Origin of the sequence: Anaerocolumna cellulosilytica (assembly GCF_014218335.1) — a bacterium.
Taxonomy (GTDB): Bacteria; Bacillota; Clostridia; order Lachnospirales; family Lachnospiraceae; genus Anaerocolumna; species Anaerocolumna cellulosilytica.
Genome location: NZ_AP023367.1, coordinates 4769804 through 4796650, shown reverse-complemented (window position 1 = coordinate 4796650; position 26847 = coordinate 4769804). Strand labels below are relative to the sequence as shown.

General features: G+C 38.1%; 23 protein-coding genes. 20 read left to right on the top strand and 3 right to left on the bottom strand.

The window, feature by feature from the left end; all coding sequences use genetic code 11:
* The 18 genes from acsn021_RS19785 to acsn021_RS19700 all read left to right on the top strand — a co-directional run bounded on the left by acsn021_RS19785 (window position 1) and on the right by acsn021_RS19700 (window position 19122).
* Window positions 1-1062, top strand: a complete 1062-nt coding sequence (locus tag acsn021_RS19785) for a cobalt-precorrin 5A hydrolase (RefSeq protein WP_184093251.1) — start codon at window positions 1-3, stop codon at window positions 1060-1062.
* Between the two features lie 47 nt (window positions 1063-1109).
* Window positions 1110-1853, top strand: a complete 744-nt coding sequence (cobJ, locus tag acsn021_RS19780; protein ID WP_184093250.1) for a precorrin-3B C(17)-methyltransferase — start codon at window positions 1110-1112, stop codon at window positions 1851-1853.
* On the top strand, window positions 1853-2617 hold the full coding sequence (cobK, locus tag acsn021_RS19775; RefSeq protein ID WP_184093249.1) for a precorrin-6A reductase: 765 nt from the start codon (window positions 1853-1855) through the stop codon (window positions 2615-2617). Before cobJ ends, cobK begins: the two co-directional genes overlap by 1 nt.
* Before the next feature lie 29 nt (window positions 2618-2646).
* On the top strand, window positions 2647-3858 hold the full coding sequence (gene cbiE / locus acsn021_RS19770; RefSeq protein WP_184093248.1) for a precorrin-6y C5,15-methyltransferase (decarboxylating) subunit CbiE: 1212 nt from the start codon (window positions 2647-2649) through the stop codon (window positions 3856-3858).
* The gene (locus acsn021_RS19765) at window positions 3840-5225 is read left to right on the top strand and encodes a cobyrinate a,c-diamide synthase (RefSeq protein ID WP_243182306.1); all 1386 of its coding nucleotides are present in this window, start codon (window positions 3840-3842) and stop codon (window positions 5223-5225) included. The genes cbiE and acsn021_RS19765 overlap by 19 nt, the downstream gene beginning before the upstream one ends.
* 40 nt (window positions 5226-5265) lie before the next feature.
* Window positions 5266-6408 (top strand): nicotinate-nucleotide--dimethylbenzimidazole phosphoribosyltransferase, encoded by a 1143-nt coding sequence (gene cobT / locus acsn021_RS19760; protein ID WP_243167892.1) that lies wholly within the window; start codon window positions 5266-5268, stop codon window positions 6406-6408.
* A gap of 28 nt (window positions 6409-6436) precedes the next feature.
* On the top strand, window positions 6437-6988 hold the full coding sequence (locus tag acsn021_RS19755; protein WP_184093247.1) for a bifunctional adenosylcobinamide kinase/adenosylcobinamide-phosphate guanylyltransferase: 552 nt from the start codon (window positions 6437-6439) through the stop codon (window positions 6986-6988).
* Between the two features lie 91 nt (window positions 6989-7079).
* Entirely contained in the window at window positions 7080-7841 is a 762-nt protein-coding gene (locus acsn021_RS19750) for an adenosylcobinamide-GDP ribazoletransferase (protein WP_184093246.1), read from the top strand.
* 69 nt (window positions 7842-7910) lie between these two features.
* Entirely contained in the window at window positions 7911-8330 is a 420-nt protein-coding gene (locus acsn021_RS19745; RefSeq protein WP_184093245.1) for a bifunctional adenosylcobinamide kinase/adenosylcobinamide-phosphate guanylyltransferase, read from the top strand.
* Window positions 8331-8410: 80 nt separating this feature from the next.
* Window positions 8411-9055, top strand: a complete 645-nt coding sequence (locus tag acsn021_RS19740; RefSeq protein ID WP_184093244.1) for a histidine phosphatase family protein — start codon at window positions 8411-8413, stop codon at window positions 9053-9055.
* 89 nt (window positions 9056-9144) lie between these two features.
* Window positions 9145-10128 carry an adenosylcobinamide-phosphate synthase CbiB gene (cbiB, locus tag acsn021_RS19735; RefSeq protein WP_184093243.1) on the top strand — a complete coding sequence of 328 codons (984 nt, stop codon included), beginning with the start codon at window positions 9145-9147 and terminating at the stop codon, window positions 10126-10128.
* Window positions 10129-10140: 12 nt separating this feature from the next.
* On the top strand, window positions 10141-11187 hold the full coding sequence (locus acsn021_RS19730) for a pyridoxal phosphate-dependent aminotransferase (RefSeq protein ID WP_184093242.1): 1047 nt from the start codon (window positions 10141-10143) through the stop codon (window positions 11185-11187).
* Complete coding sequence (locus tag acsn021_RS19725; protein ID WP_184093241.1) at window positions 11180-12697, top strand: cobyric acid synthase; 1518 nt, start codon at window positions 11180-11182, stop codon at window positions 12695-12697. Before acsn021_RS19730 ends, acsn021_RS19725 begins: the two co-directional genes overlap by 8 nt.
* Window positions 12694-13236: a cob(I)yrinic acid a,c-diamide adenosyltransferase gene (locus acsn021_RS19720; RefSeq protein ID WP_184093240.1), complete on the top strand. Its 543-nt coding sequence runs from the start codon at window positions 12694-12696 to the stop codon at window positions 13234-13236. Before acsn021_RS19725 ends, acsn021_RS19720 begins: the two co-directional genes overlap by 4 nt.
* 107 nt (window positions 13237-13343) lie before the next feature.
* Window positions 13344-13994, top strand: a complete 651-nt coding sequence (locus acsn021_RS19715; protein WP_184093239.1) for a precorrin-8X methylmutase — start codon at window positions 13344-13346, stop codon at window positions 13992-13994.
* Between the two features lie 295 nt (window positions 13995-14289).
* Window positions 14290-15468 carry an O-antigen ligase family protein gene (locus tag acsn021_RS19710; RefSeq protein WP_184093238.1) on the top strand — a complete coding sequence of 393 codons (1179 nt, stop codon included), beginning with the start codon at window positions 14290-14292 and terminating at the stop codon, window positions 15466-15468.
* Window positions 15469-15869: 401 nt separating this feature from the next.
* On the top strand, window positions 15870-17966 hold the full coding sequence (locus acsn021_RS19705) for a methyl-accepting chemotaxis protein (protein ID WP_184093237.1): 2097 nt from the start codon (window positions 15870-15872) through the stop codon (window positions 17964-17966).
* Window positions 17967-18195: 229 nt separating this feature from the next.
* Window positions 18196-19122: an AEC family transporter gene (locus acsn021_RS19700; RefSeq protein WP_184093236.1), complete on the top strand. Its 927-nt coding sequence runs from the start codon at window positions 18196-18198 to the stop codon at window positions 19120-19122.
* Window positions 19123-19218: 96 nt separating this feature from the next.
* Here the strand turns inward: acsn021_RS19700 and acsn021_RS19695 are convergent, their stop codons facing one another.
* The gene (locus tag acsn021_RS19695) at window positions 19219-20340 is read right to left on the bottom strand and encodes a sensor histidine kinase (protein ID WP_184093235.1); all 1122 of its coding nucleotides are present in this window, start codon (window positions 20338-20340) and stop codon (window positions 19219-19221) included.
* Window positions 20337-21068: a response regulator transcription factor gene (locus tag acsn021_RS19690; RefSeq protein ID WP_184093234.1), complete on the bottom strand. Its 732-nt coding sequence runs from the start codon at window positions 21066-21068 to the stop codon at window positions 20337-20339. Before acsn021_RS19690 ends, acsn021_RS19695 begins: the two co-directional genes overlap by 4 nt.
* Before the next feature lie 316 nt (window positions 21069-21384).
* Here acsn021_RS19690 and acsn021_RS19685 point away from each other — a divergent pair, with 316 nt between their 5' ends.
* Window positions 21385-22518, top strand: a complete 1134-nt coding sequence (locus tag acsn021_RS19685) for a serine hydrolase (protein WP_184093233.1) — start codon at window positions 21385-21387, stop codon at window positions 22516-22518.
* Between the two features lie 272 nt (window positions 22519-22790).
* Entirely contained in the window at window positions 22791-23132 is a 342-nt protein-coding gene (locus acsn021_RS19680) for a M23 family metallopeptidase (protein ID WP_184093232.1), read from the top strand.
* A gap of 176 nt (window positions 23133-23308) precedes the next feature.
* On the opposite strand, the gene nifJ is transcribed toward acsn021_RS19680, so the two are convergent.
* On the bottom strand, window positions 23309-26842 hold the full coding sequence (gene nifJ / locus acsn021_RS19675; RefSeq protein WP_184093231.1) for a pyruvate:ferredoxin (flavodoxin) oxidoreductase: 3534 nt from the start codon (window positions 26840-26842) through the stop codon (window positions 23309-23311).
* Between the last annotated feature and the right edge of the window lie 5 nt (window positions 26843-26847).

The window sequence follows — 26847 nt, the reverse complement described above, 5'->3', positions numbered from 1 at the left end:
GTGAAGCAGATAGCAGTTATTTCCTTTACGAAAAAAGGTGCAGAATTAAATAAAAAACTATGCAGGGGCTTAATCCTGTCAGATACAGTACTCCTTGGATTTAGTATGGAAAAGTACATGGATGAGAAAGAAGAGAAGACGCTAGATTCTTTTACCAGTATACATAAGCTTATGGAGGAACTGATGAAGCCGCCAGCGGAATTCGAATGTCTATCTGGTCTTGTTTTCATAGGAGCTTGTGGAATTGCTGTACGTGCTATTGCCCCCTACATACAAAATAAAGCAAAAGATCCTGCGGTGGCAGTAGTGGATGAAGGCGGGAATTATGTCATATCACTGTTATCCGGTCATCTGGGAGGAGCCAATGAGCTTACCAAACAGGTTGCTGCCTATATAGGAGCTGTGCCGGTTATTACTACAGCTACAGACACCCGTAAAGTATTTGCGGTAGATAGTTTTGCAGTGAAACAGGCGCTTTATATAACAGACACTGCTAAAATAAAAGTGATATCCGGTGCTTTACTTAATGATGAAAAGATAGGAATATATAGTGAATATCCAGTATCAGGACAGCTTCCGGCAGGGCTAGGCCATGAAAATCAGAGCAAAGGTATCTGCATCTCAGCTACGGAAGGGTTGCAGCCGTTCCACTTCACCATGCATTTACTGCCGAAAAATCTGATAGTGGGAATGGGATGCAAAAAAGGTGTGGAGCCGGAAATCATGTATAACAGATTACAAAAGATTTTTTCTGAGAAGGGTTTGAGGATGGAACGAATTTGTAAACTGTGCTCCGTCGATATTAAGAAAGAAGAGCCGGGACTTCTTAAACTGGCAGATAAGTTAGGTGTTGACTTTCAAACGTATACCGTCAAGGAGTTACAGCAGGTATCCGGCAGCTTTACAGCGTCGGCCTTTGTAGAAAATACGATAGGAGTTGATAATGTCTGTGAGAGAAGTGCAGCTCTTGGAAGCGGTTATGGAAAACAACTTATAGCAAAGGTGAGCGGAGAAGGAATGACGCTATCTGTTTATGAGAAAGAATATCAGATTAACTTTTAATTAATGGTACAGTCTAGAGAAATCATAAGTAGGAAAGAAGGCAGAATATGAAATTGTACATAGTAGGTTTTGGTGCAGGCGATTACGAATACATGACGATTCAAGCAAAAACAGCACTTGAGGAAAGTCAGGTGATTGCAGGCTATACAACTTATATAGATTTAGTAAAAGATTATTTTTATGATAAAGAATTCTACAGCACACCAATGAAGAAAGAAGAGGAGCGTTGCAGATGGGCGATAGAAGAAGCATTAAAGGGAAAAACGGTTTCTCTGGTTTGCAGTGGGGATAGTGGTGTATATGGTCTTGCCAGTCTGGTTCTAGAGCTGGCAGAGGAGTATCCCCCCTTTGAAATTGAGATAGTGCCGGGGGTTACGGCAGCATTAAGTGGGGGAGCAGTGCTTGGAGCACCTTTAAGTCATGATTTTGCAGTTATTAGCTTGAGTGATCTTTTGACACCCTGGGATAAAATTGAGAGTCGTCTAAGGCATAGTGCGATGGCTGATTTAGTCATCAGTCTTTATAATCCTTCCAGTAAGAAACGCAGTGACTATTTAAAAAGGGCCTGTAGTATTCTTTTAGAATATCTAAGAGAAGATACGGTATGCGGCTATGTAAAAAATATCGGCAGGGAAGGTGAAGAGGCAGTTCTTACTACCTTGAATCAATTAAAAGACATGACGGTTGACATGTTTACAACCGTATTCATCGGTAACTCAGACACAAGAGAGATAAATGGTAAGATGGTAACACCAAGAGGTTATAGAATCCAGAGAGAGGAGAGTCGTTAATGGGAAAAATACTCATATTTGCAGGAACTACAGAAGGAAGACTATTATGGGAAGAATGCGATAAACGTGCCATTCCGATAACGGCTTCTGTGGCAACAGATTATGGGGAAACAATGCTTCCATTAAGTAAGTATTCAGATATTGTTACCGGACGCTTAACCTGTGAAGAGATGAAGAATTTTATAGAAGAGGGCAATTATACGTTAGTTCTTGATGCTACGCATCCATATGCCTCTTTCGTCACCGAGAACCTAAAAAAGGCTTCTCAGGAGACGAAAGCGAAGTATGTACGTATTATAAGGGAGGCTGTACAGACCTTAGAGGGGATATTTGTTGATTCGGTACAGGAAGCGGCGGAGTATTTAAACCATCACCCCGGTAATGCCTTGCTTACGACTGGAAGCAAAGAATTAAAAGAATATACCAAGGTCACAGATTATACAACACGACTGACAGCAAGGGTACTGCCGGATGCAGAAGTTGTGAGACAGTGTACCTCTTTGGGTTTTCAGGGAAAACATTTAATCTGTATGCAGGGACCTTTTTCTGCGGAAATGAATTATCTTATGCTTAAGGAGACTTCCTCTGACTATCTTGTTACTAAGGAGGCTGGAACCTATGGAGGATTTTCTGAAAAATTGGAAGGTGCAAAAAGGGCAGGCGCAAAGCTTCTCATTATCAGACGTCCGGGTGCAGAAACAGGAGTCACGCTTTTTGAAGCAATGGAGTTGGTTCAAGAACACCATAATACTTCCGAATCCTAACGTACCGTAAACATAGAAGGAGGAGTTTAATGAAACAGGTTACATTAATTGGAATCGGCATGGGAAATACAGACACTCTAACCTTGGAGGGGAAGCGTTCTATCGAAGAAGCTGAGGTATTGATTGGTGCTAAAAGGATGGTGGAATCCGCCTATAGCAGTGGCAAAGCCTGCTTCATAACAAAAAACAATGAGCAGACACTGCAATATATTAAAGAAACTAGCTATCATAAATATGCCATATTGCTTTCAGGAGATACTGGTTTTTACAGCGGAACAAACCGGCTGTTACCTTTGCTTTTAGAGTATGAAGTCAAGGTATTACCGGGTATTTCTTCTGTTTCTTATTTTGCTGCAAAGCTTGGGATGTCCTGGGAGAACGCTTATATTTTAAGCCTTCACGGAAGGAAAGGAAATGTGACAGCAGCCGTAAGAGAGCATGAGAAGACCTTTCTTCTTACCGATGGAAACCTAGATAAGATATGCTTGGAACTTACACAGGCAGGGCTGGGTGAAGCAACGATTTATATAGGGGAGTGTCTTTCCTATCCGGAGGAAAAATTAACAAAAGCACAGGTGAAAGACTTGACGCACCAATCATTTGCGTCTATAAGTGTGGCTTTTATTATAAATTTTTCTTATCAAAAAGAAGTCAGGATTGGAATCCCGGAAGAGGAATTTATAAGAGGTCAAGTACCTATGACCAAAAGTGAGATACGTGCCATCTCAATTAGTAAGCTGCAAATCGCTAAAGATTCTGTGGTTTATGATATAGGAGCAGGTACCGGCTCGGTTTCGGTGGAAATGGCTTTACTGGCAACAAAAGGAAAAGTCTATGCTGTTGAGCAGAAAGAAGAAGCAGTGGATTTAATTCATCAGAATAAAGAGAAGTTCGGTTTAACAAATCTTACTGTCATTCACGGTCTTGCACCGGAAGTAATGGAGGAACTAGAAGTACCGGATATGGCTTTTATTGGCGGCAGTAGCGGCAATTTAAGGGAGATAGTCAAGTGCCTTATAGAAAAAAACAGCAGCATACGTCTTGTAATAAATGCCATTGCATTAGAAACACTAACAGAAGCTGTACAAGTTTGCACTGCGTTTAAATTAGACCAGGTAGAAATTGTACAGGCATCCATAGCAAAAGCCAGAGAACTGGGCAGCTATCATTTATTAATGGGGCAAAATCCAGTATTTATCATAAGTGGAAGGGGAGCTGGACCGTGCAGCAAAGAAAAATAAACCGCATTATGTTTGCCGGAACCAAAAGCGGCAGCGGAAAAACTACCATAACCTGCGGTATACTGCAGTGTCTCATAGACAATGGCTTAAGCGTAAGTTCCTTTAAATCTGGACCCGATTATATTGACCCAATGTTTCATAGCAAAGTACTTGGTACAAAATCCGGCAACCTGGATGGGTATTTCACAGAGAGTGAAGTTCTGAAAGAAATTTTATATAGAAATTCTGTTGATACGGATATCAGTGTATTAGAAGGTGTTATGGGTTATTATGACGGTATTGGTTTTACAGATATGGCAAGCAGTTATGCACTGGCAGCGCAAACGAACACCCCGGTTATATTAATTGTGGATGCTAAGGGTATGGGCTGCTCCATAGGCGCTGTATTAAAGGGGTTCTTAGAGTTTAGAAAAGATAGCTTTATAAAAGGCGTTATTTTTAACCGCCTGCCTGCCAGTCTTTATTTACAGGCGAAGCAAATGGCAGAGGCTGAGGGGATTAAATGTTTTGGATATGTACCTTCCTTAAAGAATATGGAGTTAAAAAGCAGACATTTAGGGCTGGTAACTGCTCAGGAAATTAAAGACTTACAAGATTTTATAAAAGGACTGGCAGAAGAGCTAAAAAAAACCTTGGATATAGACGGGATTATAACGCTGGCAGGACAAGCTGAATCCATTGAGAGTATAGATTTAGAAGAAGATGGTTCGGTCGTAAGTAGAATTCCTAAGATTAAAATAGCAGTGGCGATGGATAAAGCTTTCTGCTTTTATTATAAGGAGAATTTCCAGTTGCTAGAGGAACTTGGTTGCGAATTGATATATTTTAGTCCTATTAACGATAAAAAACTGCCAGAGCATGTGAGTGGTCTTTTATTAGGAGGGGGGTACCCAGAGATTTACGCTAAAGCATTGTCAGAAAATACATCCATGCTTAAGGAGATAAAGGAAAAGCTGTCTGCTGGGCTTCCTGCCATTGCAGAATGCGGTGGCTTTATGTATTTGCATGAGAGCCTTAAGGATATTGAAGAAAAGGAGTATCCCATGGTTGGTTTTTTGTCCGGAACTTCTTTTATGACAGGACGTTTGCAAAGGTTTGGGTATATTGAAATGAAAGCAAAAAAGGATAATCTGCTAACTGCTTCGGGAGAAAGTATAAAAGCACATGAATTTCACTATGGGGATAGTGATAATTGCGGGACGGATTTTCATGCCTTAAAAGCAAATAAATCCGCAGAATGGGATTGTGTACATGCAACAGACAGTTTATATACCGGTTTTCCCCATATTTATTTTTATGCCCATAAAAACATGGCAAAGCGATTTGTTGAAAAATGCTATGGTTATTTGAAGTCAGATAATAAGTAAAAGTAAAGAGGTTGCTAATAAGGGGATTAAGGAGGGATACATGGAGCAGAAACTACAGGAGACAACTACAGGAAGGCAAATGCCAGAGAAATTTTGCAAAGAGGCCTTCCGGAAGTATACAGAATTACAAGAACTAATACAAAATACCTATGCTTTAGACGGGGCAGCAATAACAGAAGCAAAAAAACGTTGGGACAGCATAGCAAAGCCTATAGGGAGTTTGGGAATATTCGAGGATATGATAGGCAGGTTGGCCGGAATTCAGAAAACACCGGATATTCTCTTACACCAGAAAGCCATGGTGGTATTTTGCAGTGATAACGGTGTTGTAGAGGAAGGGGTTACACAGACGGATAGCAGTGTCACAGCGATTGTAACCCGAAATATAGCAAAGGGATGTGCCAATATTAATCATATGGCAAGGACAGTAAATGCCCAGGTAATACCGGTGGATATGGGTATTAATTCAGATATAGTCGAGTCGGAAGTATGGCAGCGAAAGGTGTCATATGGAACCGGGAATATTGCAAAAGAGCCGGCCATGACCAGCGATAACATGTTAAAAGCATTACAGACAGGGATAGAGTTGGCAGGTGAATTAAAGGCAAAGGGGTTTCATATACTTGGAACCGGAGAAATGGGGATAGGTAATACCACTACCAGCAGTGCAGTAGCCAGTGCTTTGTTACATCTCTTGCCGGAAGAAGTCACAGGAAGGGGCGCCGGATTAAGCGATGATGGTCTGAAAAGAAAGATACAGGTGATATATAAGGCACTTGAGATTAACCGTCCTGACAGAGAAGACCCGTTTGATATACTTATGAAACTAGGTGGTTATGATATTGCCGGAATGGCAGGACTGTACCTTGGTGGTATGAAGTATGGAGTACCGGTAATTATTGACGGTTTTATATCTTCTGTAGCAGCTTTGGTGGCAAAAAGAATCTGTCCGGAAGTAGTAGATTTTATGCTGCCTTCTCATAAAAGCAAAGAACCAGCTGCGAATCTAATACTAAAGGAATTGGGATTGACACCAGTAATAGCCGGTAATCTCGCTTTAGGAGAAGGAACAGGAGCTGTGATGCTTTTCCCTCTACTGGATATGGCTCTTAGTGTATACCGCAGCAGCACCACTTTTGATGCTATACAAATAAAAGCCTATGAAAGATTCGAATTAAGCTGATAGGCGCACAGATAGGAGTTAAGTTGTTATGCTAATTGTTGTTACAGGAGGAAGCGGAAGCGGCAAGTCCGTATATGCTGAAAATTACTCAGAAAATTTTAGTACAAAAATGCTTTATTATATTGCCACAATGATGCCTTATGACACCGAGTGCCTGGAGCGTATAAAAAGGCATCAGTTTCAGAGAAAGGAAAAAGGTTTTACAACCCTTGAGTGCTATAAGGATTTAGAGACTGTTAACCTTGAGCCTAATTCTACTGTTCTACTAGAATGCATGTCCAACCTGCTTGCAAATGTCATGTTTAGTGAGGATAAAATAATTGCTAATGAAGCTGAGAATTCTAACAAGAATGTAAAAGATTGTATCTGTGATTATATATTGAATGGAATAAATCACTTAATCGTTCATGTGGAGAACCTTATAGTTGTAACCAATGAGGTGTTTTCAGATAATGGCTCAGAGTATAAAGAAACGATGGAATATATTCAGGCTTTAGGGGAAATTAATCAAAGACTTGCGCTAAAGGCAGACCGGGTTTACGAAGTAGTCTGCGGTATTCCGGTATTGTTAAAGGGATAATAGACGATTGGAGATAAAGATGGTAAGGTTGAATAAAAATAGGCAACGCCTTGATTTGTAAGCGACCAAAGGCCGCGGATGGGAATTAAATATGAATTGGATAAACGCAATGATAATTACTTTTTCCATGTATTCTAAGATACCAATGCCCAGAATGGAATGGAAAGAAAAAGATATGAAATATGCAATGATTTTCTTTCCATTTGTAGGAGCAGTTGTTGGAGGAACATTATTTGTTTGGTGGATTTTGAGTGAAAGGCTGGGTATTGAGATATTCTTTAAGAGTGCGCTGGCGGTATCTCTTCCTATTATAATAACCGGTGGAATACATCTGGATGGTTTTTTAGATACGATGGATGCGATTAGCTCTTACCAGCCAAGGGAAAAAAAGCTTGAGATATTAAAAGATCCTCATACGGGGGCCTTTGCTATCATTAGCGGTTTGGTGTATGTTATATTGTATATAGGAGCAGTTAGTGAAATAAACACACAATCCGGTTGGTTAATTATGTGTCTGGGCTTTATAGTATCCCGCAGTTTAAGCGGCCTTTCACTGGTATGGTTTCCCTCTGCCAAGAAGGAGGGACTTTTGCATACATTTTCAGAGGCAGCTCACCGCCGTCTGACAAGAATTGTCCTACTCCTTGTACTTATTTTGACTCTCACAGGAATGATTTTTTGTAACCCGGTACAGGGAATTGTGGCAGGACTTACAGCTGGCAGTGTTTTTTTCTATTATAAAAGGCTGTCCTTTAAAGAGTTTGGTGGAATAACAGGAGATTTGGCAGGATTTTTTTTACAGATTTGTGAACTTTTTATTGTAATTTCTCTTGCTTTTACAGATAAACTGTAAAATGTTAGGGGAATCTAAACGCAACTAAGTATTTAAAAAAGCGACGGATTTTGGAAGGAGGGAGAGGAAATGGAGCTATATATAGGTGGAATTAGTCAGGGGAAATTAGCCTACGTACTGCAAAAGTACGAGATAAGTAAGGATAGTCCTCTTCTATGTGATGGGGCTATCTGTTCACAGGAAGATATATTAGCAAAACCATTCATAAATCAGTTTCATGAGTTTATTAGACGCCTGTTAAAAGAGCAGCAGGAGGCAAAAGATGTAGTTGCAACTAGCTATATTGAGGAGTTTCTATTTGAATTCTTTGAGAAAAATCCCAAAGCAGTAGTAATAAGCAATGAAGTAGGTTACGGAATTGTACCAATGGATTGTAAAGACCGAATCTACAGGGAAACCGTTGGAAGAAGCCTATGTAAAATTGCAGAGAGGTCTAAAAGAGTTGAGAGGATTATTTGTGGTCTGGGTACTGTTATTAAAGGGGATTAGATTGAAACTTAAGTTACATTTTTCGGTACCCTATTTGGGCAGTATTGCAAGCAGACGCAGGATATATAATAGGAGCTAGTATGAAAGTAGTATTGATTCGTCACGGTCTAACAAAAGGAAATTTAGAGAGAAGATATATAGGCAGTACAGATGAAAGTCTATGTGAAGAAGGGGTTAACAGCTTGCAGAGCCTGGTGGCTCAACACATCTATCCGGAGGTAAAACAAGTTTTTATCAGCCCTATGAAGCGGTGTATAGAAACGGCAGGAATCATATACCCCAATCAGCATCCTATAATAGAAGAAGATTTTAGGGAATGTGATTTTGGTTTATTTGAATATAAGACTTATGAGCAGTTAAAAGAGAATATAGAATATATCCAGTGGCTTGACAGTGAAGGAAAGGGAACGATTCCACAAGGAGAAGGGCAGGAAGCCTTTAAGCTGCGCTGCCATAAAGGATTTTATAATATAATGGAGAATTTGACAGTGTCGGTTGATGAAAAGGATACCATAGGGTTTATTCTGCATGGCGGTACTATTATGGCAATTATGGAAGAGTATGCCAGCCCGCCTGAGAGCTTTTATCATTGGCAGTGTAAAAATGGTGAGGGATACGTATGTCGGTGGGATTTTGCAAAAAAGGTACTGCTTCTTGAAGCTAAGATATCAATACTGGATTTTAAGCAGGCAATGAATAGGTGTGTACGGGAAAAAGAAATTTAATGAAAGAAAGGTTGCCACAATTTGATTTTATGTATTTTTATGAGTGGCAGTATCACAGGCAAGCCTGGGATATGCAATAGGTATAAATTATGGAATTATTAAAATATCATACAGTAATTGCTCTTATCCTTGGATATATTTTAGATTTACTCTTCGGAGACCCTTATTGGCTGCCACATCCCATCCGCTTAATTGGCAGTCTGATAAACCGGATGGAAAAGGCAATTAGAAGTTTTACGTCAAAGAATCCGAAAGCTTTACTTATGGGAGGATTTCTATTACTGGCTTTTGTGGCTACTGTATCCATGGTAGTACCATTTCTGCTCTTATCATTTTTGTATAAATATCTTCCATATGCAGGTTTAATTGTTGAGAGTATTATGTGTTATCAGCTTTTGGCTACAAAATGTCTTAAGGATGAAAGTATGAAAGTTTATCATTCTCTGAAGCAAGATAATATGGAAGAAGCCAGATATCATGTATCTATGATTGTAGGCCGTGATACCAAGGTTCTTGATAAAGAGGGGATAACGAAAGCAGCCGTAGAAACTGTTGCTGAAAATACTTCTGATGGGGTAATTGCACCTATGATTTTTTTGGCAATTGGAGGACCATTTTTAGGCTTTTTATATAAGGCTGTTAATACGCTTGACTCTATGGTAGGTTATAAAAACGAAAAATACCTGTATTTTGGACGTACCAGTGCAAAGCTTGATGATGTCTTGAATTATATACCCTCTAGGATAGCAGCATTTCTTATGATTTTGGCCTGCCCCTTTGCAGGGCTTTCCATGGAAAATGCATTCAAAATATACCGCAGAGATAATAGAAACCATTCCAGTCCCAATTCTGCGCAGACAGAAGCAGCCTGTGCTGGTGCCCTAGGAGTACAGCTAGCCGGAGATGCCTGGTATTTTGGGAAACTACACAAAAAACCAACAATCGGTGATGCACTGCATCCAGTGGAAACGGAAGATATTAAAAGAGCCAATCAGTTGTTGTACATAACCTCATTTTTGTGCCTTTTATTGGTATCAATTACTGGTTTCTTACTGCGTATGGCAATTCACTAAGGGAGGGTAAACATGCATTCATATGAACATGGAGGAGAAACCTACGATAAAGAGATAACCTTGGATTTTTCAGCGAATATAAACCCTTTTGGTCTGCCGGAGGGGGTAAAAGATGCACTATTAAAGGGTATAGATAGCTTTAATGTATATCCTGACCAGCATTGTAGGAAATTAAGGACAGATTTGGCAAAAAAGATTGGAATAGAAGATAAAAGCCTTATTATAGGGAATGGAGCTTCGGATATTATCTTTCGGATATGCTTTGCAGTAAAGCCCAAAAAGGCATTACTACTTGCACCAACCTTTTCTGAATATGAAAAGGCTCTTAAAGCAGCAGGGTGCGATATTGACTACTACGCTTTAAAAGCGGAAGATAATTATTGTTTAACAGAACAATTTATCAATGCTTTAACAGCTGATTTTGATATAGTATTCTTATGTAATCCCAATAATCCGGTTGGAAATATATTGGAAAAGAGATTGGTTAAAAAGATACAAAAAGTGTGCAAAGAGAAAAAGATTTTTCTGGTAATGGATGAATGTTTTCTGGATTTTACGAACCAATGTATAGAGGCTTCTCTTCTGTCTTATATTAAAGGGAATGAAAATCTTCTTATATTAAAGGCATTTACTAAATTCTATGCAATGGCAGGTCTTAGGCTTGGCTATGGAATTTGTAGCAATAGAGAACTAATAAAGGCAATGGAGTATGCCGGTCCATCCTGGAATGTATCAATTCCAGCTCAAATAGCCGGCATTGCAGCTCTTAAGGAAGATGCTTATGATAAGGCAACCTATGAATGGCTTTTAAATGAAAGAGACTATCTCTACGAGGGATTGCTGCGTTTAGAATTTAAAGTATATAAGCCTGAAGCTAATTATATATTTTTTAAAGGGGCAGAAAATCTTTATGAAGACATGTTAGAAAAGGGAATCCTTCTGCGGCAATGTGCCAACTACCGTGGGCTTTCGGGAGAATATTACAGAATTGCAGTAAAAACCAGAAAAGAGAATGAGCAGCTGTTAAAAGCTATAAAGGAGTGGAGAGCGTATGCATAAGTCAATTATGATTCAGGGAACTATGTCCAATGTAGGTAAAAGCTTGCTTACAGCAGGGCTTTGCCGTGTGTTTAAACAAGATGGATACAAGGTAGCGCCCTTTAAGTCTCAGAATATGGCACTTAATTCCTATATTACTGAGGAGGGGCTTGAGATGGGAAGGGCGCAGGTAATGCAGGCAGAGGCCTGTGGTATTAAGCCGTCTGTGTATATGAATCCCATTTTATTAAAGCCCACAACGGATGTGGGCTCCCAAGTAATTGTAAATGGTGAAGTAATTGGGAACATGAAAGCAGTTGAATATTTTCGTTATAAAAAGACCTTGATACCAGATATAATGAAGGCCTATGAAAAGTTGACAGATGAATATGATATTGTAGTTCTTGAAGGAGCCGGCAGCCCAGCAGAGATTAATTTAAAGCAGGAGGATATTGTAAATATGGGACTAGCCCGTATGACCAAATCTCCGGTGCTGTTAGTCGGTGATATTGACAGGGGAGGTGTGTTTGCACAGTTAGCCGGTACCTTGATGCTCTTAACGGAGGAAGAGAAGGCTATAGTAAAGGCAACCGTTATTAATAAGTTCCGGGGTGACAAAGAAATATTAAAACCGGGTCTTACAATGCTTGAAGATATATGCAGTAAACCGGTAGCTGGGGTCATTCCTTATGTGTATCTGGATATTGATGATGAAGACAGCTTATCGGAACGATTTGTAAGAAGAAAAGAGGGAGGATTGGTTCAGATTGCAGTAATCAGACTCCCTCGGATATCTAATTTTACAGATTTTAATGCACTGGAGAGTATTGAGGAAGTAAACTTAAGCTATGTTACTTCACCTGCCCAGTTACAGGAGGCGGATATGGTCATAATACCAGGAACTAAGAGTACCATGTCAGATTTATTGTGGATGCGTCAGAATGGGTTGGAAGCAGCAATTAAGAAGCTTGCAGACAAGGGGAAGATAGTTATGGGTATCTGTGGTGGATATCAGATGTTAGGGGATACTCTAACAGACCCTTATGGCGTAGAAGCTTCCGGCAGCCTGGCAGGCATGGGACTTCTGCCAATGGACACAGTATTTGAAAAGGAAAAGGTAAGAACACAGGTAACGGGACAGGTTACCAGCCCTGTAGGTCATTTTAAACTGTTAGAAGGAGCGGCTATAGAAGGGTATGAAATACATATGGGTACTTCTAGCAGTAAAAGTGGAGGGATTTCTTCCTTTTCCCGGTTAGAATATGGTCTTGCCGGTAAGAGAGAGGTTAAGCAGGATGGTTATATAATGGATAATATTTTAGGAACCTACGTGCATGGTATTTTTGATAGCGAAGAATTCCTAGAAGGAATGGTAAAAACACTGCTAAAAAGTAAAGGCCTAAATTATGAACAGGTCAAAACCGTGGATGTAAAAGCTCATAAGGAAGAACAATATGATAGACTGGCAGATACCATTAGACAAAATCTGGATATAGAATTTATCTATAAAATATTGGAGGCAGGTGTATGAGTGAAACAAATGGTAGCAAGGGTTTAATTCATTTATATTGCGGTGATGGAAAAGGTAAAACAACCGCTGCGATGGGTCTTGCCATAAGAGCAGCAGGATCTGGGATGAGGGTAGTTTTTTTACAGTTTTTAAAAGGGAGACCTGTCAGTGAATTAAACAGTTTGAAATTGATCCCTGGTATTACGGTTATTCGAAATAACAAAGATTACGGCTTTTATAATACTATGTCAGAACAGGATAAAAAAGATATCACCAAACTTCATAATGAAAACTTATATAAAGCCAGAGCGTTAGTAGAGCAGGGGGAAGTTGATTTGCTGGTACTGGATGAGGTTTGTGCCGCTTACAGATACCCTCTGCTTGATACAGAAGCAATAAAGGAACTGATACTTCATAAAAGACAGGGACTTGAATTAGTACTGACTGGAAGAAATCCAGACAGCTTATTTGTAGAACAGGCAGACTATATTTCTGAAATTCAAAAAGTAAAGCACCCGTTTGATAAAAATATCCATGCTAGAAAAGGAATTGAATATTAGCATTAGGTTGAAAAATTAATATAGAAAGGAATATCATACAGTAAATGTTTCATATTTACGTATGGGGTAGCACGTCTATGTACCGACGTGCTATGCAAGGATTTGCTATGAAAACAATGATTGAGAATTTATTACCAGAAGAGATTGAAAAAAGAAGTTTTGAAATTATTGAGAAAGAGTTAAGGGAAAGAGGCGTATATGATCCTCAATCACCATATAATCCAATTCTTAAGAGGGTTATTCACACCTCAGCAGATTTCGAGTACGTTGACAATTTGTCTATATCTCCTACTGCACTTGAAAGAGCCTTTGCAGCGTTAAAAGGGGGTGCTGTCATTGTTACTGATACCAATATGGCTAAATCAGGAATCAATAAAGCTGCACTAAACCGCTTGGGTTGTGAGGTACATTGTTATATGGCGGATGAGGATGTAGCAAAAGAAGCCAAGTTAAGAGGTGTAACCAGAGCTTTAGTAAGTATGGAAAAGGCTGCAAAATTAAATAAGAAGCTTATTTTTGCAATTGGCAATGCTCCAACTGCACTTATTCGGCTTTATGAGCTTATAGAAGAGGGAGTATTAAGTCCTGAGTTAATTATCGGTGTACCGGTAGGATTTGTAAATGTTGTAGAGTCGAAGGAATTAATCATCAAGACAAATATACCCTATATAGTGGCAAAAGGAAGAAAAGGCGGAAGCAATGTTGCTGCTTGTATTTGCAATGCTTTGCTATATATGCTTGATGATAATAAAATGTAATAAAGCAACAACACTTTCAAAATTTAAATACGTAAAAGCAAGGCAAAAAAGGGAGAATAAGGAAAAGTATATGTAAAAATTACTTTAAATTTATGTAAAAATTAATAAAATCGTAAAAAACCTTAAGAATATATGAGATTGATTAATAATTGGATATGTGCTAAAATGCATTTTCGTAAACATTTCATAGCTACAACCTAGCTACTTATGAATTGAATTGAAATTCAGTCAAATGAGATACGAGAAAAAGGTTTGTGTAATAGTAAAAACACTCGGATTGAAAAGAGGCAGAATATTGAATATTATAGAAAATAGAGCATTAATGCGTCCTTTGGACACAACCTTAACATATACCAATATCACATATACAAATTTGGTCATGATGTCAGTAATCAGTATTTTTTTACCCTATGTTATTGCAGGCAGCTTTCTTATAACCCTGGCAATTTACTTATTAATGAACAAACAGACAAGGAAGTTAGTACTTGTACATAAATCTTCCAAATACTTTTTGGGCTTTTCCGGATTTTATATGCTGGTATCCTACGCCTATGAAAACTGGTTTGGAGTATTTGCAGGTATGGCTGTCGCTCTTGGTATTGTATTGGGTTATTTTCAATACAGCGTTATGACGAAGGAGCTTTTTGAAAAGGTATTAACATTAATCTGTATACTTAGTATTATCAGCACTACCTGTGCCCTAAGTGAAAAAATAATTATAGCAAGGCTTGACCAGTATTATAGTTATGATAGAATTTCAGCTATGTTCTATCATCCCAATTATTTTGGCACAATAACGGCTACGGTAATTATTATTTGTGCTTATAAAATACTGACCCATCAAGGATTTAAAGGTTTTTACTATATCATAGCAGGGATGAATGTAATAAATATATATCTGTGCGAGAGTATGTTTGCTTGGGTAGAGGTATTTGTGGGTATTGCAATTTTACTCTTTATTACAAAACAGACCCGTATGTTGGTCTTATGGGGCAGTATTGGGGCAATTGCAGGCGCAATGATACTAATAGCTAATATAAATCTGATTCCGAGGTTATCAGAAGCAGAACTTACTTTAAGTATGAGATTTAAAATCTGGGATATGTCCCTTGAACAGATAAAACGGGCTCCCATATTTGGGAATGGTCTTATGACTTATGCCAATAAGACATTGAGTAAACATAACCTAACAGTACATTCCCATAGTATTTACTTAGAAACTCTCTTAAACTTTGGGATTGTCGGCACGATAGGCTTACTTATACCCATGTTAAAATATTACATTCAAGTTTTAAAGACTTGTTTTAAGGAGAAGAACTGTAAGATAACCTCTTTAATTCTTGCGGTTACCGGAGCGGCACTGGTTCATGGAGCAGCGGATATTACATTGCTATGGATTCAGACCATGCCCATATTTATATTTTTAATAGCAGGCCTAGGAGCCTATAAAACTGAATCTAAGACTGCTGCATAGGCTTGTAGAGAATCCAACTGTCTGGTTTTAACAAGCGGATTTAAAGAAGATGCAGCGGTCTTCTTTTATCTTATAACTTCTGGATGTAATTTTTATTATCTTTTAATTTCTTAACTTAAGAAACGTAATCTTTACTTTTAAATTACAGCACAAATCAACTAATATACTGGTGGAACCTTATTAAATGATAAGATATTATTAATTAATAGTAAAATCGTCATTTGCATATTGACTTTACGAAAACAGAGTACTAAAATTTTTTTATCTGTTCTATTAATATAGGTACAATTTACTATACCTAAGAGAATAAATATTTGAAAGGATTGGGGTAAAAGCTAAGAGCAAAAAACTTATAATCACAATAAGATAAGGAAGCTTAAGAAAGGGAGTAAGGTTGAATTATGAATACAATTAAGATGAGACTGACTTTGGTTTTTGGTATATTATTCTTAGTAATGTGCCAAGGATTTGGTCTGGCAGCATTTCAAACTTCTAAAACGGAATTAATTCGTACCACAGGAGATGCCATGACACAGCTTGCCATGGAAGCGGGACACACGATAGAAGCTGGAATAGATAAGTATATTGGAGCTTTGGAGGCGGTTGCTGCCATGGATTTATACATAAAGGGAGAGGCAACAGATACCTATTATTTGCAGGTATCTGAAAGTCTTAAGAAAGAGACGGCTCGTGCCGGGTACTTGCATATGGCCTATGTGACTACTTCTGGTGAAGGAATATATGAAGATAGTACGCATGCTGATTTAAATTCAATGGATTACTATATGAGAGCCATGAAGGGTGAAACGGTTGTAACAGACCCTATGTTAGACGGAACAGGGCAGATTATAATGGTTTATGCAGTTCCTGTTTTTGATGGAGGAACAGTAAAAGGTGTAATACTGGGAATTCGTGATGCCAATGAGCTTGGTAAGATGGCAAGCCAGATTACGTATGGAGAATCGGGAGATGCTTACATAATCAACAGTAAAGGGAACACCATTGCCCATACGGATGAAGAAAATCTAAATGTTATTTTAGATAAAATATCAACAGGTACTTCAACGGACGGAAGTAAAGAGGATGTAATATCTTCTGCAACACAAACAGTGGATGCAGTTTCTTCTGCATCAGCAAATACCCAGACTGGCGGTGAGAATCTGCTGGGATATGAGGGGTATGATGATATTCAGGCGGATATGTTAAAGGGGAATACTAATTTTGGGGAATATAAAGCTGATGGAGTAGAAAAATTTATCGGATATGCACCTGTTGGTGAACGAGGCTGGATGTTTGCATTAGAAATCGATAAAAGTGAAGCTTTTATTGGTCTTTCTGAGTTACAGATTAAGTTTATGATTATAACTGCCTTATTTGTAGTTATAGGATTAATTATTGTATATAGCATGGCTGTAAGAATTAACCGTCCTATTGAGTATCTCACAAGGGTATGTCATACTATGGCAGAGGGTAATTTTAATCAGAAACTGGAGGAGAAATACCGCAGACGTAAGGATGAATTGGGGCGATTATCTATTGCTTTTCAGGAAATTGCAGATATATTTAGTGGAATGCTGCGTGAAAATGCAGAGATTGCCCGTAGTATTTCTTCTGCTGCAATGAATTTAGACCATATGATTCAGGAATCAACACTTATTCAAAAAGAAGAGTCTAATACCTTAGAACAGATTGCAGAGGGAAGTAATCAGCAGGCAGCAGATACTTTATATGGTGTAGGAAAAATGGATGAAATGGAGGATGTGTTAAAGCAGGAAGAACAAAACATGTCAGGCCTATTAATTGCCGCAGACCAGGTAGAACATCTAAAACGAGAAGGCGAGGTTATTCTGTCCGACTTAGTGTATAAAACGGGTTTAAACGGTTCCATATCAGAAGAAATCTATGTTGTGATTCAAGATACATTAGAGAGTGCTGCAAAAATTGAACAAATAAGTAATTTAATTGGAAATATTGCCAAGCAGACCAATATGCTTGCACTCAATGCATCGATTGAGGCCGCCAGAGCAGGAGAATCAGGGAAAGGTTTTACGGTAGTTGCAGAAGAAGTTAGAGTTCTTGCTGAGAATACAGATAAACTGTCAAAAGAAATCTTTGCTTTAGTGAATGAATTGAGTAAGAAAGCCGACGGTTCTGTATCAAAAGCCGGAGAGGTATTAAATATAGTAAAACAGCAATCCGATAGTGTAGAGTCTACCAGAAATATTTTTGAAGGAATTGCCACTGCGATTGAAGAAACCAGAAAAAATATCTCCATATTAAACTATTCTGTAAAAGATACAGAAAAGAAAAAGGACGAGATTGTTGAAGTAATTAAGAATCTATCTGCCGTAGCTGAGGAAAATGCGTCAGGAACGGAAGAAGTCTCAGTATCCATGCAGGAACAGGCTAATAATATGGAAAAGGTTCTTGAACTTAGCAAAAGCTTATCTAGCCTAGCAGAAGAAATGGATGCAAGCATAGAGCGTTTCAATTTTTAAAATAAATAAAAGAAAAAAATCTAAGGCATTGAAAGAAATATGGAAATATAATAATTGGTTTTTGTAGATTTTCGTCACATTCATTGACAGAAAGTGTAGAATTTGTTATGATTCAGTTGATAGATGTTATACGTGTATACCATAATATTCTAAGTCACATTTCGGACTATTTCTAATATTCTATTATATGAGATTAAGCATGCACCAATGTACATGGATGGGAGTTAATATGTCTTTAGCAAGTATTGCATTAAACCAAATATTAATCATGTTTCTAATTATCATCATAGGTATGATATGCTATAAAGCAAAACTAATAGATAGGGAATTAAATAAAAGGCTATCGAATATACTGCTTATGGTAGTAAGTCCATTGCTTATATTTAATTCCTATCAGAGAGAGTTTAGCAGCGATTTGCTTTACGGATTAGTAATATCTTTTGGCTTAGCATTAGCTAGTCATTTGGTATCTATATTAGCAGCCGGGCTATTTGTAAGAGGGAAAGATTCTAATGCTGTAATAGACAGATTCTCTGCCATCTATTCCAACTGTGGTTTTATTGGAATACCTTTAATTAATGGATTAGTAGGCAAAGAGGGAGTTTTTTATATAACCGCCTATTTAACTGTGTTTAATGTATTTGTTTGGACGCACGGTGTTATTATGATGGTGGGAAAGCAAACAAAAAAAGAGATTATTAAGACTCTAATATCTCCCACCATAATAGCAATAGCACTAGGAATGCTTGCGTTTATAGCAAGGCTTCGAATGCCTTATATTATATATGAATCCATTGAGTATGTAGCATCAATGAATACACCCTTAGCAATGCTAATAGCCGGTGTATCCATTGCTCAGACTAATATACTTAAAGTCTTTTTAAAGCCAAGAATATATTTGGTAGTAGTGTTAAAGCTGTTACTAATTCCAGTATTTTTGCTGCTTTTATACACCAGACTGCCTATTAACGAGACGGTTTTGACTACGGCACTTCTTGGAGTGGCATGCCCTACTGCTGCAACTGGTACCATGTTTGCATTAAGATACAATAAAGATGCCGTTTATGCTTCAGAAATATTTGCAATTACCACTTTGGTCTCCGTTGTAAGTATACCTATGGTAATGGCTCTATTAGGTATATTTTTAAAAGGATAGTTTAAAATGCACAGTATTAAACCTTCTATTAGACAATACAAAGGTAAGTCTGTGATATATATTCAATGGTATCTGGTGCACCAGTCTATTAGAATGCTAAAAAGGGAGAGTAACTGTAAAAACAGTACCGGTCTCAGCTGAACTTTCTACCGTTGCAGAACCATTATGGGCCATGATTATATTATTAACGATGGCTAATCCTAGCCCACCCTTTTTATAGTCAATATCATTCGCAGAGAAAAGACTATTATTATTAAACCTATCTTTGACTTCAGGGGCCAAGCCCTTTCCATTATCGGTAATGGTAATGATAACTGTACCATGCTTTGCGTTCGATACTGCAACAGCAATAGAGGTTCCCTCTTTGTTATGTCGAAGGGCATTTACTAAAAGATTTTGAAAGGCCCGGTACAAAAGTTTAGGGTCAGCCTGTATAATTAATGCCTTTTCCGTGGAGAAAAAGGAGAAATTATATTTGTCAGCATTGGGTGCATTCGAAATATCAGCAACCAGTTTTTTAAGATAGGCTATCAAATCAAAGGAATTCTTATCAATCGGCAATTCAACCTGATATGAATGGGCTGAGTATACCAGATTCATATCTTCTACTAATTGTTCAATGTATGTTCCTCTTTCATAGATTTCATTTAGAAATCGAAGACGTTCTTCCTTCTCCCACGTATAGTCGTCATTCTTTAGCAGTGCCGCATAACCTATTATATAGGATAAGGGAGTTTTTAAGTCATGAGATATTCCCTTAATCCAATTTTTCTTAGACATTTCAAGTTGATTACGTTCCTTCTTAACAGTTTCTAAAATATCTGACAGGTCAAAAAGGTCAGCTAAAACCTCTTTGTATAAAAAATATCTTCTTTTTAGTTTGTTCCCTTTATAAACTTCTTTACGTATGGTATCTAAATTGTAATCTCCCTGGGATAACTGTCCAACCAGTGACAGAATATAGAGCAGTGGTTTTACAAAGTACTGACTTAGGAAAAAACCTCCGCTTACAAAGGAGAATAAAAATGTGAATAAATATAAAAAGGATTCTTTGTTCTGGGTAAAAGTCAGTAAAAATATAACCTGATTATTGTTTTTTGGCTGCGTAAATACGGGGAGGATATAGGAAAAAACAAAGGATGTTAAAATCCCCATATATAAGAGAAATAGGAATAATCCCCCAGTAAAAAAGAAGAGAAAGCGTAATTTTAATTTCATATAAGGTGTTCCTTTTTGGGAGGATTAAATTTATAACCGATTCCTCTTAAAGTTATAAGAAGTTTTGGGGTTTTAGGGTCGTCACCAAGCTTTTTACGAAGTTTTGATATATGCATAGTTACGGTTTTATCATCACCAAGTCCCAGTGTATCCCAAACTGCTTCATATATTTGGGTAGTCGTAAATACATGATTGGGATTATTACAAAAAAAGCAAAGCAAATCGAACTCCTTTGCAGTACACTCTACCTCTTGATTATTCACAACCAACGTAGCGGTTGCAGGATTTAGCTGAAATATTCCAAAATCAAAAAGCTGAGGTTGATTAGACTCTATAGTTTGCGTGGTGGTATAGTGCTTCTGACGGCGTAAAATTGCCTTTATTCTTGCCATGACTTCTAAAGGGTTAAAGGGTTTGGTTATATAGTCATCTCCCCCAAGTGCAAGCCCTGTAAGTTTATCAAAATCACTTCCGCATGCAGTCAAGAAAATAATAGGGGCGAAGGTATATTTTCGGATTTCACTGCATAAATCAAAGCCGGAGAAGTCCGGCAGCATTACATCCAGTAGAATTAAGTCATAGGTATTCTGTTTTATAATTTCTAATGCTTGTGCACCTGTCATAGCACAGGTAATATTATGATAGCGCTCTTTTTCTAAGGTTATTTTTAACAAATGCAGAAGTCCGGCTTCGTCATCTACAAGCAGGATTTTTTCATCATTATACAAGTTATGTCCTCCTTTACAGCCAGATACATCTTTTATATCTTATAATAAATAGTATCATATGAAGAGGCTGACAACAATAAATATATAAATTTTATATTCTTTTGGCGTAGTTTTTACTTTCTTTTGGTTCTGAGAGTATATGATTAGTTATTGTAAAGTAGGTTGAAAATGATGATTTTCAACCTTTCTATGTAGAGCTTTCAATTTTTTGAATAGGCCATTAAAACATTGAAAGGCACAGGTATAAAAATAAAACATTTCAGAGCACCTATATACGAATGAGATAAGGTGGCATTTATGAAGAAAAGGGAGGAATATGAAAAAACATTTGAAAAAGATTATTATAACCATATTGGGGCTAATCGTTACAACAGGGATTTGCTTCGGGATATATGAATATCAAGGAAGACCGGATGCAGACCGTATTCTAAGCTTCTTAAAAGATAATCCGGAGAAAGTATCTTTGACCATTCAGGAAAATGGCAAGCCTGTGGTTGCGTATTATGCAGACCGCAGTATGCCTTTAGCCAGTGTTGCTAAAATAATAGTAGCTATAGAATATGCCAAGCAGGCAGGAGCACAGAAAATTGATACTGAGCAAATGGTAAGCCTTAAAGATATAAACCGGTTTTATATTCCGGGGCTTGATGGCAATGCACAGCCTCAATGGGAAGCCTATGTGAAGGAGCAAAATAAAATTGAATCCGGTGAAGTATCTCTAAAAGAAGTAGCAAAAGGTATGATTGATTTTAGTAGTAATGCGAATATGGAATATTTAATTGATATTTTAGGCCTGGATGAAATCAATAAGAATATTAGTGAATTAAAGCTAACAGAGCATGAAGAGATTTATCCCTTTTATGCAAGCCTTTTAATTCCAGGCAGCCTTATGAAAGAATATAAGGAGCTAACACAGGAGGAAAAGATTACAAAGGTAAAATCCATTTTAAAGACTATGCCAAAGGAGGAATTTGACCTTCGTGCTATACAGGAGCATAACAGGCTAAAGGAGGATGCGGATGGGAGCTATCAAAGCTCGATACAATTAAAGCAGTGGTATGATATGGAAATTGATAAGATGAATTCAGACAGATTAGTTGCTGCAACAACACGAGAATATGGTCAAATACTTGCTATGATAAATCAGGGGGAGTATCTGTCAAAAGAGGCAGACTCCTACTTAAGAGAGATTATGGAAGGACCCATGGAAAGGGAGGGAAATAAGAAGCTGTTTAAGCATCTGGGCTTTAAAGGCGGCTCAACCAATTATATACTCAATATGGCCATGTATTCCCTGGATAAAGAGGAGCAGGCAGTAGAGATAGCGTTATTTACAGATGGACTTACGACAGATGAATTTAAAATAGTATCTAAAAACATGAATGAATTTCTGAACCAGATTTTAACCAATAAAGAATTCAGGCAAAAAGTAAAAGGTATATTGCAGTAAGGAATATTAAAAACGTACAAAGGCCATAAGCAGTGCCGCTCTATTTAGAACTGTTTAATTTTGGAATGGGGCATCAAAAAATAAAAAAAGCACGGGTGTTAGGCTGAAAAATGAATGCTTTTTTAACATCTTGATTTATCCGTGCGCTAAAGCCCACAGTTTGAAGTTTAATATGATACATATAATAAAAAAATTAGGATTCGTAAATCTATTAATTATTATTTTAATTTCAGTTCTTTGGGTATCGGTTTTCTTTATTAAAAGTGTATGATATGAAAGATGATATATCGCCTAATACAGAAGCGTTTAAATCTGTGGAGGGTAATCATGTATATATAAAAATAAAGGAGACGGGAACCTATCTGCTTCTTAATCAATTCAAAAAAGGAAGCATAACAGTTAAAACCGGAGATTATGTGATGAAAGGTGAAACCATTGGGTATGTAGGTAACAGTAGTTCTTCATCAGAACCGCATTTACATATTCACCATCAACGCCAGAATCCTACGAAAATGTTGATCCCGGTATTTGCAGAAGGACTTCCGTTGTACTTTGAGGGCATACAAGGAGAGAATATGCCTGTAAAGGGTACCGTGGTGAAGCTGCTTCCATAGAGAAGATTCTATACATTCTGTATCGTAAGTACCTACAATGTAAAAAGATAACTAATAATAGAATTAGAAAGAGATTCTTCATAAATCAAAATGAATAAAAATAGCATAGTAAAAACCCCATGACATATAATGCCATGGGGTTTTTGCAGTTAACCTGCTTATATATAAAAGAATTATTAGTCCTGAGCTGCAAGTCTTACTAATCTAGTATATTTTGCTTTTGCATTCTTTTCAGCTTTATCGAATAATACTTTTGCTCTTTCTGGATTAGAACGTGCAAGAGAGCTGTAACGAACTTCGCTGTTTAAGAATTCCTGATAATCAGCAGTAGGTTCTTTGGAATCTAACTGGAATGGATTCTTTCCTTGTTCTTCTAAACGAGGGTCGAAACGGAATAAATGCCAGTAACCAGACTGTACAGCACGTTTTTCTTCTGTCTGAGCACCTTTCATACCACCTTTGATACCATGGTTGATACATGGAGCATAAGCGATTACAAGAGAAGGTCCTGGATAGTTTTCTGCTTCAACCAATGCTTTTACACATTGATTGTAATCAGCACCCTGTGCAATCTGTGCTACGTATACATAGCCGTAACTCATTGCTATAGCAGCTAAATCCTTTTTCTTAACTTCCTTACCAGCAGCAGCGAACTGTGCAATAGCACCGGTAGGAGTGGATTTAGAGGACTGACCGCCTGTGTTGGAGTAAACCTCTGTATCAAATACAAGGATGTTTACATCTTCACCGCTTGCAATTACATGGTCTAAACCACCAAAACCAATATCGTAAGCCCAACCGTCACCACCGAAAATCCATTGGGATTTCTTGGATAAGAAGTCTTTGTTAGCTAAGATGTTTGTTTTATCTGCGTTATCGCAGTCACAGCCTTCTAACTTAGCAACTAAATCTCTTGCTGCAGGGCCATTAGCAGTGCTGGATTCACTTGTTTCAAGATATTTTTCACAAGCAGCTTTTACGTCAGCACTGTCTACTATAGAAGAAAGTGCTTCTACGGAGGAAAGCAAACGTCTTCTTAAAGCTTTCTGAGCAAGTGCCATACCGTAACCAAATTCTGCATTGTCTTCGAATAAGGAGTTAGCCCAAGCTGGACCGTGGCCTTCTCTATTTACAGTGTAAGGTGTGGAAGGAGCAGAACCACCCCAGATAGAGGAGCAACCTGTTGCATTTGCAATGTACATTCTATCACCGAACAACTGAGTAACTAATTTAGCATAAGGAGTTTCACCACAACCTGCGCAGGCACCGGAGAACTCAAGTAAAGGTTTCTTAAACTGGCTTCCTTTAACAGTAGTTTCTTTAAATTTAGCAACTACTTCATCAGGATATCCGATTTCTACACCATAATCAAATAATTTCTGAGCATCTAACTGACTGTCGAGGCTCTTCATTGTTAATGCTTTTTCACCCTTCTTACCAGGACAAACATTTGCACAGGAACCGCAACCTTGACAATCAAGGGCAGATACGGAAATAGCAAATTTATATCCAGGAAGACCTGTTAAGTCCATAATGGAAGCTTCTGCAGGAGCGGCTTTTGCTTGTTCTTCTGTCATAGCAACCGGACGGATGGATGCGTGAGGGCAAACATAAGAACAGAAGTTACACTGGATACAGTTATCTGGATTCCAGCTAGGAACGTCAATAGCAATACCACGTTTTTCAAAGGCAGCTGAACCTAAAGGAACTGTTCCGTCTGCTGTATCAACGAAAGCAGAAACAGGCAGGCTGTTACCATCTTGTGCGTTCATCACGTTCTGGATGTTGTTTACATAATCAACAACTTCTTTTCTGGAACCAGTTGCTACTGAAGCCAGGCTTTCGTCAACGGATTCGCCCCAGGAAGCTGGTACTTTAACTTCTTTGACATCTGTAATACCACGATCAATTGCATCATGATTCATTTTAACAATAGCTTCGCCTTTTTTACTGTAAGAAGCAGTAGCAGCATCTTTCATATATTTAACAGCATCTTCTACAGGGATAATATTAGCAAGTTTAAAGAAAGCTGCCTGAAGAACTGTATTAATACGTCCGCCAAGACCGATTTCCTTACCAATGCTGATACCATCGATTGTATAGAATTTGATATTATGTTTTGCTATGTAGCGTTTTACCTGACCTGGAAGATGTTCTTCAATTTCTTCCATAGACCATCCGCAGTTAAGTAAGAAAGTACCGCCTTCTTTTAAATCCTGTACCATGTTATATTTTCTTACATAGGAAGGATTATGGCAGGCTACAAAATTAGCTTTACTTACTAAATAGGTAGCTTTAATTGGGTCTTTACCAAAACGTAAGTTGGAAATGGTAACACCGCCGGATTTCTTTGAATCATAGTCAAAGTAAGCCTGTGCGTACATATCTGTGTGGTCACCAATAATCTTAATGGAGTTTTTGTTAGCACCTACAGTACCATCGGCACCCAGTCCCCAGAATTTGCAGCTGATTGTGCTTTCAGGAGTCGTATTAGGATTGTCCTTGATTTCAAGGGAAAGATTTGTAACATCATCCACAATACCAATTGTGAATTTTTTCTTTTCTGTATTGTTATAAACTGCAATAATCTGTGCAGGAGTAGTATCTTTGGAACCTAAACCATAACGTCCTGAATATACAGGGATATCATGGAATTTAGTCTCCTTTAAGGCTGCAACGATGTCAAGCCATAAAGGTTCACCAAGAGCACCTGGTTCTTTTGTTCTATCTAATACAGTAATCTGCTTTACAGTTTCAGGAATTACATTTAATAAATGCTCTACACTGAAAGGTCTGTAAAGTCTAACTTTGATAACACCGATTTTAGCACCGGAAGCAACAAGGTAATCGATTGTTTCATCAATGGTATCACATACGGAACCCATTGCAATGATTACATGTTCTGCGTCAGCAGCACCATAATAGTTGAATAATTTATAATCAGTACCAATCTTAGCATTGACTTTATTCATGTAATCTTCTACGATGCCGGGAATAGCATTGTAATATGTATTGCTTGCTTCTCTTGCCTGGAAGAAGATATCAGGGTTCTGTGCAGTACCGCGGGTTACAGGGTGTTCAGGATTTAACGCACGATTACGAAAAGCAGTAACTGCATCCATATCTGTAAGTTCCTTTAAATCCTCATAATCCCAGGTTTCAATTTTCTGTATTTCATGGGATGTTCTAAAACCATCGAAGAAATGAACGAAAGGAACACGTCCTTTAATCGTTGAAAGATGGGCAACAGCACCTAAATCCATAACTTCCTGTACGTTGCTTGAACATAGCATTGCAAAACCAGTCTGACGACATGCATATACGTCGGAGTGATCGCCGAAGATAGATAATGCGTGGCTTGCAAGAGCACGTGCAGATACATCGATAACACAAGGCAATAATTCACCTGCTATTTTGTACATGTTAGGTATCATTAACAGTAAACCTTGGGATGCTGTGAACGTGGTAGTCAATGCACCGGCTGCTAAAGAACCGTGAACAGTACCAGCAGCACCGGCCTCTGATTGCATTTCGGTTACCTGAACTTCATGTCCGAAGATGTTTTTTCTACCTTGTGTAGACCAAGCATCTGTAACTTCAGCCATAACTGAAGATGGTGTAATCGGATAGATAGCTGCAACATCGGTAAATGCATATGACACGTGAGCCGCAGCATTGTTTCCATCCATGGTTTTCATTTTTCTAGCCATGTTAT